This is a genomic window from Henriciella sp., assembly GCF_049649345.1.
In the GTDB taxonomy this organism is placed as follows: domain Bacteria; phylum Pseudomonadota; class Alphaproteobacteria; order Caulobacterales; family Hyphomonadaceae; genus Henriciella.
The window spans coordinates 1-13,611 of record NZ_JBARZC010000296.1 but is presented as its reverse complement, the minus strand read 5'-3'; the positions used below and the strand labels follow the sequence as shown (position 1 = coordinate 13,611).

Genomic DNA, 13,611 nt, shown 5'->3' with positions numbered 1-13,611 from the left:
GGGCAGCGGTGCGGGGTTCCGGCTGCACGGGCGCGGCCAGACGGCCGGGACGGGGAACTGACCCCTGTCCCGGCCATTCCAGTTGAATGGGGCAATTCATGATCAGTGATGAGGATGCAGAGAAGATTGCGCTCGCAGTGGCCGGCGCGGTGCATGCTGGCCGCCAGCAGGATCTGAAGGCCAGCAATGGGGAGGCTGTCGCGCAGATGGGGGATTTCATGTCGAAATATCTCGGCCTGTTCGTGATCATTGCCGGCGCCGTGATGGGCTATTCGATCCAGGCGACAAAGCTCGACAATCTCGAGCAGGCCCTGACGACGCTAACCAACAAGACAGAGAAGATCTCCGAGGACTTTGACAGCTTCCGCCTGTCCGGCGATCGATGGACCGCCCAGGACCATACACGCTTCGCGGCCGAGCAGGACCAGCGCGACCGGCGCCAGGAGAAAGACATCACCGATCTCGAGATCCAGATGCGCGCCCTGCAGGACGAGGTCGGCGAGGTGAAGGCCGGCCAATAAAAAAGCCCCGGCGGTGAAGCCGGGGCCTTGATCGGTGCCGGGCTGTTAGCCGGCGACCTGTTTGCAGATTTCCGCCAGTGAGCGGTCATCTTTTCGTCTTTCCTCCACAGTGCGGTTGTCGACGACGAGCGTCGGGCCGGTGCCTGTGGCTGGCTGGCGCTTTGGTGTCTCCTGACGCTCGCCCGGATCTCCGAGCCAGCCCCATTTGGTGAAGACATTGCCGATCGACAGGCCGCCTGAGACAAACCAGACGATCAGCCAGTGCGCCTCAAGGCTGCCCTGCTTCAACAGGTGCTCGATGCCGACATGGACGATCGAGGCCTCGATGACCAGGAAGATGAGACCGAGCGAGGCGACGACGGCCGACATGGCCTTGTGGTGGCTGACGACAATCCAGCGCTTGATCGCGCCGGAGAGAAGCCAGGAGAAGCTCGCCAGGACCGCAATGGTGACGAAGACGAGAGAGCCCTCCATTCCGCTGGCCTTGAGGCCTTCATAGGAGAGGTAGATCACGGCCAGGGTCGGAATGGTTGCGGCCGTGCTTGTTACAGGATGATCCTGCCATTTTGGGTTCGACATGGTAGGGGTTCCTTGTTGTCGCGGGAAAATGAAGCGTCCGACTTTTGCCGAAAATTGCCCAAAAATGTTTACGCTGTGAGGCGAGCAACACTGAATTTTAAGGGGAAAATTTTTTCGAGCTTTAACCCGGGCTTAACGCAAACACCCCATTGCGTTAACTAGTAGATTGGCCTGCGCGCCACTGATTCGCGCCGGAGGAAAGATATGACTGCCGAACAGGTTCCGCTTCTTATTGCTGCCGGTGCACTCGCGCTCGGTCTGGCTTTCATTCTCTGGGCGCTCAGAACGTCTGAAGGCGCCCGCGGCGCCGCCAAGAAATATCGTGAACGCGCATCAGAGTCTGAATCGGGCCTGGCCGAGCTGAAATCGGTGCTTGGCGCGCATCCAGGTGTGATCCTTGTCTGGCAGGGCGATACGCTCGAGGATGAGGATGACGATATTGCCGCGCCTGAAATTCACGGCTCGCCCGTGGCGCTCGCCAGCCTGCTCAGATTTACAGACGACGCGGTCGCCATCGACCCGGCCATCCGCATCATTGAGGGTCTCGCTGACCTCGAAGCTCGCGACGGGGCGGGCCAGGACACGACGCTGCGCATCCGCCTGCGGGAGCTGCGCGAAAACGGCCAGCCTTTTTCGCTCACACTGATCGGCCCGTCCGGTCGTTTCCTCGAAGCTGACGGGCGCACGGCTGGCGCGCGCGCCGTGGTCTGGATCACGGACTCGACCATCAAGGGTCTGGAAGAAAGCTCGGCCCGCGGCAAGCTGGAAGAAGCCCGCCAGGTCATCGCCCGCGACCCGACAGCCTTCCTCGACATGCTCGGCAAGGCCCCATTCCCGGCCTGGCGCGTCTCAGGCGTCGGCCGCCTGCAATGGGCCAACCCATCCTATATCGAAGCCGTCGATGGCAGCTCTCTGGACCGCACGCTCGATCGCCAGATCATGCTGGACGACAAGACGATCGATCAGATGCGCAAGACCATCTCCGAAGGCAAGGATATCGACAATACCCGCCACCTCGTCATTGGCGAGGAGCGTCGCGCCATGCGCATCCTGACTTTCCCGCTCTCCGGCGGGGCAGGGGCGATGGCGTTTGATGTGACCGAACAGGAAGCGGCCCGCGAAGACCTCAACCGCCATGTGAAAGCGCATGACGAGACGCTGAACCATGTCGCAGACGGGGTCGCGATTTTCGGGCCGGACCGCCGGCTCAATTTCTATAACCGCGCCTTTGCCGCCATGTGGCAGCTCGATGAAGGCTTCCTTCTGGAGAGCCCGTCACATGGCGAACTGCTTGACCGCCTCCGCGAAGGCCGCCGTTTGCCGGCACGTAGCGATTACGCGGCCTGGCGCGCCGACGAGCTTTCCTATTATCTCGACATTAGCGGCATCGAGGAAGACAAGTGGTCCCTTCCTGATGGCCGCACGCTTCAGGTCACCCGCCAGCGCCACCCGATGGGCGGGCTGCTCTTATTGTTCAAGGATATTACCAGCGAGCTCGACCTGCAGACGCGCTTCAAGGCGCTGACGAAAACACAAAGCTCAACGCTCGACAGCCTTCACGAGGCGGTCGCCGTTTTCGGCAGCGACGGACGGCTCAAGCTCTCCAACAAGGCGTTCACCACTCTTTGGGGGCTTGATGAGCAGATCGTGCAGGACCGGCCCGATTATGATGTGATCATCGAGGAATGTATCCCGATGTTCCATGACCGCGAGACGTGGTCGCAGATCAAGGGCCACATCACCGATCCGTCCGCCACCGCGCGCCAGATGACGACCGGCGAGATGAAGCGGTCTGACGGCTCGACGCTGACCTATGTAACCCAGCCCCTGCCGGACGGGAATACGCTGATCGCTTTTGCGGATGTGACAGCCCAGCGTGCGGTCGAAGGCGCGCTGCGCGGCCGCGCCGAAGCCTTCGAGGCGGCTGACAGGTTGAAGACCGAATTCGTGCGGAATGTGAGCTATCAGCTCCGTTCGCCGCTCACCACAATCCTCGGCTACGCCGAATTCCTGCAGTCGCAGAAGTTCGGCAAGCTCAATGAGCGCCAGCTGGACCAGATCAATTCGATCCTGAGCGCGTCCGATCATCTCGGCAAGCTGATCGATAATATTCTCGACCTCGCCCTCATCGAGGCGGGCCGGATGGATCTCGACCTTGAAGATTTCAAGCTCGCCGATGTGGTCCAGGAAGGCATCGACCTGATGGTCGGCAAGGCCGCAGACACCGAAATCACGGTCAATGCGAAGATCGACAAATCGGTCGGTACGATCAATGCCGACAAGCGCCGGATCCGGCAGGTCCTGTTTAACTTGCTGTCCAATTCCATGCGCTTCACCGAGCCGGGCGGCGAGATCACTGTCTCGGCCAGCCAGATCGAGAATATGGCCGTCCTGTCGGTCAAGGATAATGGCAAGGGGATCGAGGCGGACCGTCAGGCTTCGAGCTTCGACAGCTTCACCTCGACCGACCAGCAGGGCGCCGGGCTCGGGCTGGCGCTGGTGAAGAATTTCGTCGACCTGCATGGCGGCAATGTCGGTATAAAGTCGGTCGCAGGCGGCGGGACCGAAGTGGTCTGCTGGCTGCCGGTTAAGGCGGTCACGACCAAGCGCACGCCGCTCGAAAACGCGCCGATGGAAGCAAGCGCCTGATACGGTTGTGACCGTAACGAATATTACAGGATAATTATCGCGGCCGGGGCTTGATCGCTCCGGCCTTTCGCTTGAAGAAGGCGCTCGATATCAGGCCTTCAAAGGAGCGATCATGCCCCAAGCCACCCCCCGTCATGACTGGACCCGCGAAGAGATCGCTGCGCTTTACGAAGCGCCGCTCGACACGCTGATCGGACAGGCGCTCGCCGTGAAGGCTGAGAACTGGGCAGACGGCAAGGTCCAGAAAAGCCAGCTGCTTTCCATCAAGACAGGCGGCTGCGCGGAAGATTGTGGCTATTGCAGCCAGTCAGCGCACTTCGATACCGGGCTCAAGGCCGAGAAGCTGATGGCGCTGGACGAGGTGGTGTCGGCGGCGAAGCAGGCCAAGGCGGGCGGGGCGGACCGGTTCTGCATGGGCGCGGCCTGGCGCAATCTGAAAGACCGCGACCTGCCGAAGATCACCGCCATGGTCGAGGCGGTGAAGGCCGAAGGGCTCGAGACCTGCGTGACCGCCGGCATGCTGGAGCCGCATCAGGCCCAGGCGCTGAAAGAGGCCGGCCTGGATTATTACAATCATAACCTCGACACCTCCCGCGAATATTATTCCAGCGTGGTCTCTACGCGCACCTATGAGGACCGGCTGGAGACGATCGCCCATTGCCGCGAAGCCGGCATCAATCTCTGCGTTGGCGGCATTCTTGGCATGGGAGAGAGCCGCGGGGACCGGATTGGCCTGATCCATGAGCTGTCAAAGCTGACCCCGCATCCCGAAAGCGTGCCGATCAACATGCTGGTGCCGATCGAAGGCACACCGCTTGGCACCTCTGCGCCTGTCAGCGTGGTCGAAATGGCGCGCGTGATTGCTGTCTGCCGGATCGTGTTTCCCAAAAGCTGGGTGCGCTTGTCAGCAGGCCGCGAAGCGATGAGCGAAGAGGGCCAGGCGCTCTGCCTGCTGGCGGGCGCCAACTCGATCTTTGTCGGTGACAGGCTGCTGACGACGAACAATCCCGGCGAAACGCGCGACGAGGCTCTGCTCAAGGCGATGGGTTTCGAGCACGCGCCGCTGGAAGAGGTTCAGACCGCCAGCCGGGCGCGCAAGACGACGCTGATCGGGGCGATGAAATAGGGCGAGGCCCAGTTTATTTTGCCCGGTCGCAGGCGCCTGACTCGTCCAGCATGTCGGCATAGGTCTTGGTGACGCGTTCGGTGACCGCATCGAGCAGGATGCTCAGTTCGGTATTCTGGATCTCGGCCGATTCATCCTGCAGCACGTCAAGCGCTTCCTGATAATCCAGCTCGTCGAAATCGCGGCGCCGGGCGATCTCTTCGACGGCATAATTCAGGTCTGCCATATAGTCGCCGTCGCGGGGCAGCGTGTCATAGCTGGCCTGTTCAGCATTGATCGGAATATCGGTGACAAAGCACTCACACCAGCCGTCTGTCAGATCGATCTGGCCGCCAAGGACGAGCTGGTTGTTCTCGTCATAGAAGGCGCTGCGGCACATTTCCTCCGGCGTCGTTGCCATGCTGGCCTGGATGCGGGCGCCTTCTGCAGGTGGTTGCGGTGTCGTCGCAGGGCCCGGATCTTCGGTGATGGTCTCTTCCGCTTCCGGTGCCTCGTTCGAACAGGCCGGCGCGAGAATGCCAGTCAGACCAGCAATTAAGATAACCAGATAGCGGGGTGCCATATATTCCTGTCTCCATCGTCCGGGGCCGGGCGTGACCCACCCCTACAGCGTTTGCCCGGTGTCAGCCAGATGAAACCGGCCGGCGCGCTCGTTCAACAGGTTTTTCGTGCGGCGGCGATGGAGCGGGCGGCGTGGATCGTTTCGCTCAGCCGTGAGCTTGCAGGCCTGGGCCGGCTTTCATCGCGTCGAAGGAGGGCCGGCCGAGCAGATACCCTTGCCCCCGAAAGACGCCGAGGCGTTTCAGCGTTTCAAGCTCGCCTTCCGTCTCGATACCCTCTGCAATGATTTCGGCGCCCGTCTCGCGTCCATAATAGACAAGCGCGCTGATCAGGGCGCGGCGCGAAAGATCGTTGTCGACATTGCGGGTCAGGCTCATGTCGAGCTTCAGGAAGTCCGGTTCGAGCTGCAGAATGTGGCGCAGCGATGAATGGCCGGCGCCAGCATCGTCGATCGCAAGCTTCAGACCGGCTTCCCGCAGGGGGCGTATGGCTTCGGAGAATGCCTGATAATCTTCCACACTGTCATGCTCTGTGACTTCAAGCATGATGCTGTCGAGATTCGAGGACTCCATCATCTCCCTGAACCGGTTGCTCACGATGACGTGGGGCGACGCATTCACGGAAATATACATGCCGGGCTCAAGGCGGCCAGCATGTTCCAGTGCCATTTCGATGGCGCCGACTTCCAGCTCTACAGCCATATCAACCTGGTCGGCCTCTGCGAACCAGAGGTCGGGTGTACGGACCGGCTCGGCGTTAAACCGGCAAAGCGCTTCAAAGCCTATCGTCTGGCCCTTGAGCAGGTTGACGATAGGCTGAAACGCGATGGCAAAGCGGCGATTGTCGATCACGCCGCGAATGCGAGTCTCGACGTCGTTGCGGTGGCGTTCGACCATATGATTGCGGCGGACCTGATCGGCCGCAAGGTTCGCGAACAGCCGCATGGTCTCGAGGTCGCGCGCATTGAGGCTGTCGTTCGGGGCGGGGCTGAGGCAGCAGAACATACCGTAGACCGTGCCATCATCGAGCCAGATCGGGATGCTTGCATGCGATCCGATCGGAACGGCTTCGGTAATCGGCAGGGATTGCGCAAGTTCGTTGTCGGCGGTGTTTGGAATGAGCTCCGGCAGCCGGCCTTCAACAATGTGCCTGCAGTAGACATCGTCTAGCGAGCGCCTGTCGCCGACCTTGATCAGGTGCTCGAGTCCCGGTGCGTCGACATGCCGGAAGACTGACTCATTGCCGACAAATTCAGAAACATAGGCAATCGGCATCCCAAGGTGTTCGCGGATGGCATTGAGCGCACGGTCAATCTGTTTATCGTCTGACTCCGACAAGTATTGCTGTACAAGTGCGTCGCCCGGCTTCTGGCTCGGCTTCGTCATTCTTCACGGTCCTTTGATCCAGGTTCAACTAGACCAGAAAGTCCCAAGGCTTGGTGAACATTCGTTTTTAATTTCATCAAACTTTGCCGGACGCAGGGCGATGTGGCATTCGGACGCCCGGCGGTCGACCTCGCCGTGATCTGCGGCTAGACGGGTCGGATGGTACAAGACATCAAAGCAGTCATCTGGGATTTCGGCGGCGTTCTGACCTCCTCTCCCTTCGAGGCATTCAACCGTTATGAGGCAAGCAACGGCCTGCCCAAGGACTTCATCAGAAGCGTCAATGCCCGCAATGGCGACACCAATGCGTGGGCGAAGCTCGAGCAGTCCAGGGTGAAAGCTGAAGAGTTTGACGTCCTGTTTCGCGAAGAGGCAAAGGCCCTCGGCCATGATGTGCCCGGCAAGGATGTGCTGGGGCTGTTGTCAGGCGAGCTCAGGCCGCGTGTCGTCGAGGCGCTGAAGCTTTGCAAATCGAAGGTGAAAGTCGGCTGCATCACCAACAATGCGCCGGTCGGCAAGGGCGCGTCGATGACCAATGACGAAGGCCGCGCTGCCGAAGTCTCCAAGGTGTTCGACCTGTTCGATGATGTAATTGAAAGCTCCAAGCTTGGAATTCGTAAACCTGACCCGCGTATCTATGCCCTGATGTGCGAGGCGCTGGATGTTGACCCGAAGAATTGTGTCTACCTCGATGACCTCGGCATCAATTTGAAACCGGCAAGGGCGATGGGCATGACAACAATAAAGGTTCTCGGCGAAGATCAGCTGTTGGACGATCTCGCCGCAGCGACGGGATGGCCGGTCAACGCATGAGGCCGGAGACACTTGCAGCCGGTCTGGCGCTGCTCCTGCTGGCCGCGGCGTGTAACGGCGAGGATCGGCACGAACGCGTCCGCCTGCAGGTCGAGGCGGCGCCTGAATACATGCAGCCGCCGGCGGACGAAGACGTAATCTCGACCGATCTGTCGGCGAAGGCGCAGGCGACGATTGGCGAGTTGGAGGCGATCATCGAGACGAACTCCCTGACGCGTCTTGCGCGGTTTGCAGATGCCGAGCCGGCCTTCCTCTCAAACTTCGCGGGCGCCTCCCACCGCACCCATTGGGACCTGCTGCGCCGTACCGGGTTTGACCCGATCCTGACCCTGGAGAAACTCTTCGATGGGCCCTATGGCGTCAAATCGGTCTCAGGCGAGACGTGGTATGTCTGGCCGGAGCTGGCTGCGCTCGAACCTGAGGAGCTGCAGCCTGAGCGGCTGAATTTCAGCCAGCGCGCAAGGCTCAGGGAACTGGTCGGCGAGGCAGGCATTGCGGAGATACGGGAAGGGTCAGGCTATCCCGGCGTGCGCACGGCAATCGCCGAAGATGGCCGCTGGCTCTATTTCGTTCATGAGACCAATAGCGAGGAATAGATATGGCCGACAAGATGGACCTTCAGGCAGCGCTTGGAAAACTGGACGGCTGGTCTGCGGCCGAAGACGGCAAGCACGCCATTACCAAGACGTACAAGTTCGACGACTTTTCGACCGCTTTCGGCTTCATGAGCGCCATGGCGACCCAGGCCGAAAAAGCCGATCACCATCCCGAATGGTTCAATGTCTACAATACGGTCGAAGTCACGCTGACGACGCATGATGCCGATGGTGTGACGCAAAAGGACATCGATCTCGCCACGAAGATGGACGCTCTCGCCAGCAAGCTTGCCTGAGGGACGGGGTCAGGCGCTCATCTTTGCGATCAGCTCGTCGAGCTCATCCTTCGCGTGCATCTCTTCTTCATCGCGGCGAAGCGCGGCTTCGGGCGCTTTGCTTGAAAGACAGCGTGACAGCGTTGTGATGAGCTGGCGTTCATCAATCGGTTTGGACACATAGTCCGACATGCCGAGCGCAATATAGCGTTCCCGGTCGCCGGCCATGGCGTCTGCTGTGAGCGCAATTGTTGGGACATTCGCCCAGCCCCTGCCGCTCGCCCTTATCTTTTCAAGGGTCTCCGGGCCGTCCATGTCCGGCATATGGATATCGAGCAGGACGAGATCGACCTTCATCTGGTCGAGGATTTCGAGCGCCTCATAGCCGCTTGCGGCTTCAACTGTATTGAGACCCATGGGTTCAATGAACAGGCGCGCAACCCGGCGGTTGATCCGGTTGTCATCGACAATAAGTGCTGTCTTGCCTCTGAAATCGACCACCTGTTTGCGGGCGTCAAACTCAATGACACCGTCGGTGAAGACGGCGTTCTTGACAGATGCCGGTGACTGCTCCTGCTTGATGACGCGCCTCGCTTCGAAACTGAGCGAGAAGATCGAGCCCTTGCCAGGCTTGGAAACGACGGTCACATCGCCGCCCATCATCCGCGCAAGCTTTCTGGTAATCGCAAGGCCAAGGCCCGAGCCGCCATAATTGCGGGTGGTAGACCGATCGGCCTGCTGGAAGTTCTGGAACAGCTTCTCAACCTGCTCTGGCGCCATGCCAATGCCGGTGTCGGACACGTGAATCTTGATGCGGACCTTGTCCGGGTCATCGCAGTCCTCACAGGTGGCAGCGATAATAACGCCGCCCGCTTCGGTGAATTTGAGGGCGTTGGAGACGAGGTTATCGACGCACTGGCGCAGCCGAACGGGGTCAAATTCAATGACGGCCGGAATGTTCTTGTCGACGATCAGACGCAGAAACAGGCCCTTTTCGTCGGCTTTGGGACGATAAAAGCGTTCGGTCCGCTTCAGCTTGTGGCGGAAATCATCCGTGATCGGCGAAATCTCGAGTTTGCCCGCTTCGATCTTGGACAGGTCGAGAATATCGTTGAGCAGCGTCATCAGTGACTTTGAGCAATCGAGAATGGCATCGACCATCTCTCGCTCTTCGGCAGCGAGATTGCGATGGCCGAGGGCCTGGGCCATGCCGAGAATACCATTCAGGGGCGTGCGGATCTCATGGCTCATCGAGGCGAGGAATTCTGACTTCGCATCGCTCGCGGCGAGCGCTTCGCGCTTGGCATGTTTGAGTTCGCGCTCTCGCCCGCGAAGGTCGGTAACGTCGGCGCTAAGGCTCATATAGCCGCCATCCGGCAGCCGGCAGAAGTTTGCCTTTATGTAGCGCCCGTCCGGCGTCCACATGTCGAGCTCTTCGCAGGCCATCGTCTTCCGGTAGAGTTCTTTGGCGAGCTCCATCGTGTCGAAATCGCTGTCCTCCCCGACTGTATCGATGACGGCCTTGTGCATGGCTTCGAGCGGGTCGGTGCCTTTTTCGAGTTCGCCGAACAGGGTGGGGTAGTGATTGCGTGCGGCGTCATTCACATAAACGAGGCTATAGTCCTGGCGGTGAATCGCAACGCCATGGTCGATCAGTTCCACCGCCTCGAGCAGCTGCTCCAGGTCGAGATTCAGTTCCTTGCGTTTCGGCACAGTAATTCCCTCAGACACTTATTATTTTCCGTAAAATTAGGGACAGTTCCTTTAGATTTTCTTCATGCAAGTGAAGCCGGTTGCGCCGGGTGGAATTGCTTGACCTCGCAGCGCTTAGCTGGAACTGAAACGCTATTATCATGAGAACAGATCGAGGGAGGCAATCGATGGGCCGTGTATCAGGAAAGAAGGCGTTCATTACAGGTGGCGCGCAGGGGCTGGGGGAGGCGACTGCGTGGATGCTGGCGCGCGAGGGCGCCAAGATCGCGGTCACCGATGTGAATGGCGAGGGCGCAGCGACGGTCGCCGCCGCCATCAATGCAGAGCTTGGCGAGGGCACAGCCTTCGCCTGGCAGCATGACGTGACCGATGCAGAGCGCTGGCAGACCGTGCTGAAGGAAGCGCATGACGCGATGGGCGGGCTGAACGTGCTGGTCAATAATGCCGGGATCGGCTCGCATGGCACCGTCGAGGACGAAAATTACGAGACGTTCCGCAAGGTGCAGGAGGTTGATGTCGACTCCATCTTCCATGGCTGCAAGTACGCCATTCCGCTGATGCGCGAACATGGGCTCGGCTCGATCGTGAACATCTCTTCGATTGCCGGCATCATCGCGAGCGGGAACTATATTTCCTACAACACGGCGAAGGCGGCCGTGCGCCATATGTCGAAGTCGATCGCCCTGCATTGCGCGAAGACCGGCGGCAAGATTCGCTGCAACTCAGTCCATCCTGTCTTCATCAACACCCCGATCCTCGACACGACAAAAGAGCGGTTCGGCGAGGAGGAAGCGCTCGCCAAGCTCGGCCGGCAGATCCCGCTCGGCAAGGTCGGCGATCCGGACGATATCGCCTACGCCGTGCTCTATCTCGCCTCCGACGAGAGCAAGCTTGTGACGGGAATTGAACTCAAGGTCGATGGCGGCATTTCGGCGATGTGATCAAGTCGGGAAGGGCGCGCCGAGGCTGTTCTTCCTGGCAAGCCTCTGCTGATGGCCGGCGCGCATCAGCGGGGCGATTTTCCAAGCGATCGGGGCGGCGATCAGAAGGCTGGCTGCGACGACACCGGCGATGGCCCATCCCGACTGAACGGCAGTGAGATCGGCGATTATCACGGCAGTCACCCCGGCGCCAAACAGAGCGCCCTGGGCCAGTCCATAGATTAGCAGAGTGATGGCGAGGCGGTTGGACATAGTCTTGCTCCAGTTTTGAAGGTCTGTAGAAAATACAACCCGGAACGGGGCGGTGCAGTTCCGCAGGCGAATTGAAGACGCGTGGAAGAGGACCGGTATGGGGTGTGGGATGGTGCGGGCCGGGATCATACTGGCTGCTATTTCAGTCGCGGCGTGCGCTGGAGGTTTGCGGGGCGAGACTGCCGGAAATACCGCCGATCCGGCGGTGGCGACCCTCAGCGGTGAGGCCTGCCCCGATGTTGGGGACCGGGCCTACTTCTTCTGGATGGAGCCGCGCTCGGCCGAGCCGGGCGAGGCTATTGCGCTCGATCCCTCCTGGACCGACATGCCGGGCGGTTACAATGATCTGCCGCCGGGCTGCCTCGGCAATCTCGCTGTGTATCCCGAGGGCGCAGCGACATTCGAGCGACAGGAAGACGGGCTCGCCATCGCCACAATCAGGCCGGATGCCAAGCCGGGCACCACGGTCCGTCTCGAAGGGGTGTATCGCAGTGCTCACAGTCTGACCGGCCGCGTCAACGTCTACAGCCAAAAAGACAATCCGCTGGTCGGCACGTGGCGCCAGGAAGACGAGGCTTGCCCGCCCGAGAGCGCCGTTCGCGAACTGGTGTTCACGGGGGCGGGCGAGATGGATGTCACGTGGACGCCGCTCGAGGTCTACAAGGATTATTGGGCCCAGTACTCGTTTGATCGGGAGACCGGCGCCTTCAAATTTGACGTAGAAGGCGGCAATAAGGTGCCTGAGGACATTGTGACTTAAGGAATTGCCAAGCTTGCTGGCGACCGGCTTATTTTCGAAGACGTCTATCTCGGCAGCCGCGCCAAGCGGAAGGCAGCTGCCGCGCGGCGTTCGTTCGCTAGCAGACTGACCGCTCAGTTTTTGCTTGCCGCCAGCTCTATGTTCCTGTAATGTTCCAATCTTTCCACAAAGGAGATGGGGCATGATCGGATATGTGACAGTTGGCACGAATGATCTGGAGAGGGCGGCGAAATTCTACGATGCGCTGGCCGGCGAGTTGGGCACCGGCCGGATGATGGAGTTTGACACTTTCATCGCTTGGGGCAAGCCGGACGGTCCGGCCGGAGTGGCGGCGACGAAGCCGTTTGACGGCAATATCGCGAGCGTCGGCAATGGTACGATGGTGGCGCTTCAGGCCAAGGATATCGAACAGGTCAAAAAGCTTCACGAGATCGCGCTGGCCAATGGCGGCAGCGATGAAGGCGCGCCCGGCCCGCGCGGGGAAGAGGGCTTTTATGCCGCCTATTTCCGCGATCCGGATGGCAACAAGCTCAACGCGTTCACCATGACCGCCTGATCGTGCGGCTGGCCTAGTCGGTGTCGAGCACGTCGGTCATGGGCTGGCGGGTATAGGTCAGTGTGTTGCCGCGCGGATAGGAGGTGAGCTCAAGGCGGTCGTTTTCAAGGCTGACGACGCCGTAACAGAGCGTTTCACCTGTCGCGTCAGATGTCATTGTGAAGAGGTCAAGACTATCGGCGGCTTCGCCGACGGCGTCTGGGCAGGAGTCGACCACGTCAAGTGTTTCGACGGTCAGGACCTCGCCGTCATACATCATGGCGGCAGTACCATCGATGATGGACATTTCCGCCTGGTCGTCCTCGCCGGAGAGCCAGTCGCCTTCAAGCCGATCAAGCAGGGGCGCATCGCCATTGTCGGTCTCGCCTGGATCGCCCGCCATGGCGGTGTCATCGGTTGCGACCGATCCGTTGTCATCCATTGATGGATTGCGGGCGACGCGCGCTTCATAGGTCGTATCAGCGGTGCCAGAGGGGCCAGCCGTCTCCATCGGCGTATCATCGCTGGTCCCGCTATCGCCGCAGGCGGCGGCGAGAAGAATGGCTGAAACACTGGCGAATACGATCGGTGTGCGGCTCATGAGACGGGCTCCTTCGGTAATTCTGTACCAAAACTACGCCGGCGGCGGGCGCATGTTCCCTCGCACGCGCGGATGCCGCGCTCAGGCGGGACCGCCCGCTTGGCTGCTGCGGAAGAGCCGATAGACGAACAGCAGCCCCATCATGCCTGCACTGATGAAGAGCGGCAGGCGGTGATCCAGCGAATAGAGCGACGCGCCAAGCAGCGGGCCGAAGATGAAGCCTGAGGGCGGCGCGGCTGACAGGAGCGCCGCTGCGCTCGCCTGTTCGTGCCGCTCCACGGACAGGCTGCCGAGCGCATTGGCC

15 protein-coding genes and 1 pseudogene are annotated in these 13,611 nt (G+C 60.5%); 9 read left to right on the top strand and 7 right to left on the bottom strand.

Annotated features, from left to right (window positions below; translation table 11 throughout):
* Positions 1–98 precede the first annotated feature (98 nt).
* Positions 99–521 (top strand): hypothetical protein, encoded by a 423-nt coding sequence (locus WA989_RS07890; RefSeq protein WP_424339956.1) that lies wholly within the window; start codon positions 99–101, stop codon positions 519–521.
* Positions 522–566: 45 nt separating this feature from the next.
* Here the strand turns inward: WA989_RS07890 and WA989_RS07885 are convergent, their stop codons facing one another.
* Positions 567–1,100 carry a hypothetical protein gene (locus WA989_RS07885; RefSeq protein WP_424339955.1) on the bottom strand — a complete coding sequence of 178 codons (534 nt, stop codon included), beginning with the start codon at positions 1,098–1,100 and terminating at the stop codon, positions 567–569.
* 204 nt (positions 1,101–1,304) lie between these two features.
* Between WA989_RS07885 and WA989_RS07880 the strand changes: the two genes are divergently transcribed.
* Together WA989_RS07880 and bioB are read left to right on the top strand one after the other, a co-directional pair.
* The gene (locus tag WA989_RS07880; protein WP_424339954.1) at positions 1,305–3,749 is read left to right on the top strand and encodes an ATP-binding protein; all 2,445 of its coding nucleotides are present in this window, start codon (positions 1,305–1,307) and stop codon (positions 3,747–3,749) included.
* 112 nt (positions 3,750–3,861) lie between these two features.
* The gene (gene bioB / locus WA989_RS07875; protein WP_424339953.1) at positions 3,862–4,875 is read left to right on the top strand and encodes a biotin synthase BioB; all 1,014 of its coding nucleotides are present in this window, start codon (positions 3,862–3,864) and stop codon (positions 4,873–4,875) included.
* Positions 4,876–4,888: 13 nt separating this feature from the next.
* Here bioB and WA989_RS07870 read toward each other — a convergent pair whose 3' ends face one another.
* A complete protein-coding gene (locus WA989_RS07870; RefSeq protein WP_424339952.1) occupies positions 4,889–5,437 on the bottom strand; it encodes a hypothetical protein in 549 nt (182 codons plus the stop codon).
* 145 nt (positions 5,438–5,582) lie between these two features.
* Positions 5,583–6,821: a sensor domain-containing phosphodiesterase gene (locus WA989_RS07865; protein ID WP_424339951.1), complete on the bottom strand. Its 1,239-nt coding sequence runs from the start codon at positions 6,819–6,821 to the stop codon at positions 5,583–5,585.
* 159 nt (positions 6,822–6,980) lie between these two features.
* On the opposite strand from WA989_RS07865, the gene WA989_RS07860 reads away from it, so the two are divergent.
* Genes WA989_RS07860 through WA989_RS07850 form a run of 3 tightly spaced genes read left to right on the top strand, consistent with a single transcriptional unit; the run spans position 6,981 to position 8,526 of the window.
* On the top strand, positions 6,981–7,634 hold the full coding sequence (locus tag WA989_RS07860) for an HAD-IA family hydrolase (RefSeq protein ID WP_424339950.1): 654 nt from the start codon (positions 6,981–6,983) through the stop codon (positions 7,632–7,634).
* On the top strand, positions 7,631–8,230 hold the full coding sequence (locus WA989_RS07855) for a hypothetical protein (RefSeq protein WP_424339949.1): 600 nt from the start codon (positions 7,631–7,633) through the stop codon (positions 8,228–8,230). Before WA989_RS07860 ends, WA989_RS07855 begins: the two co-directional genes overlap by 4 nt.
* Before the next feature lie 2 nt (positions 8,231–8,232).
* Positions 8,233–8,526 (top strand): 4a-hydroxytetrahydrobiopterin dehydratase, encoded by a 294-nt coding sequence (locus tag WA989_RS07850; protein ID WP_424339948.1) that lies wholly within the window; start codon positions 8,233–8,235, stop codon positions 8,524–8,526.
* Between the two features lie 9 nt (positions 8,527–8,535).
* On the opposite strand, the gene WA989_RS07845 is transcribed toward WA989_RS07850, so the two are convergent.
* Positions 8,536–10,236, bottom strand: a complete 1,701-nt coding sequence (locus WA989_RS07845) for an ATP-binding protein (protein ID WP_424339947.1) — start codon at positions 10,234–10,236, stop codon at positions 8,536–8,538.
* Positions 10,237–10,385: 149 nt separating this feature from the next.
* On the opposite strand from WA989_RS07845, the gene WA989_RS07840 reads away from it, so the two are divergent.
* Positions 10,386–11,159: an SDR family oxidoreductase gene (locus tag WA989_RS07840; protein WP_424339946.1), complete on the top strand. Its 774-nt coding sequence runs from the start codon at positions 10,386–10,388 to the stop codon at positions 11,157–11,159.
* Here the strand turns inward: WA989_RS07840 and WA989_RS07835 are convergent, their stop codons facing one another.
* On the bottom strand, positions 11,160–11,411 hold the full coding sequence (locus WA989_RS07835; protein ID WP_424339945.1) for a hypothetical protein: 252 nt from the start codon (positions 11,409–11,411) through the stop codon (positions 11,160–11,162).
* Positions 11,412–11,577: 166 nt separating this feature from the next.
* Here WA989_RS07835 and WA989_RS07830 point away from each other — a divergent pair, with 166 nt between their 5' ends.
* Positions 11,578–12,171: a hypothetical protein gene (locus WA989_RS07830; protein WP_424339944.1), complete on the top strand. Its 594-nt coding sequence runs from the start codon at positions 11,578–11,580 to the stop codon at positions 12,169–12,171.
* A 181-nt stretch (positions 12,172–12,352) separates the two neighbouring features.
* Complete coding sequence (locus WA989_RS07825) at positions 12,353–12,727, top strand: VOC family protein (protein WP_424339943.1); 375 nt, start codon at positions 12,353–12,355, stop codon at positions 12,725–12,727.
* Between the two features lie 13 nt (positions 12,728–12,740).
* On the opposite strand, the gene WA989_RS07820 is transcribed toward WA989_RS07825, so the two are convergent.
* Together WA989_RS07820 and WA989_RS07815 are read right to left on the bottom strand one after the other, a co-directional pair.
* On the bottom strand, positions 12,741–13,307 hold the full coding sequence (locus WA989_RS07820) for a hypothetical protein (RefSeq protein WP_424339942.1): 567 nt from the start codon (positions 13,305–13,307) through the stop codon (positions 12,741–12,743).
* Between the two features lie 81 nt (positions 13,308–13,388).
* Positions 13,389–13,611, bottom strand: a pseudogene (locus WA989_RS07815) (MFS transporter); the annotation flags it as partial.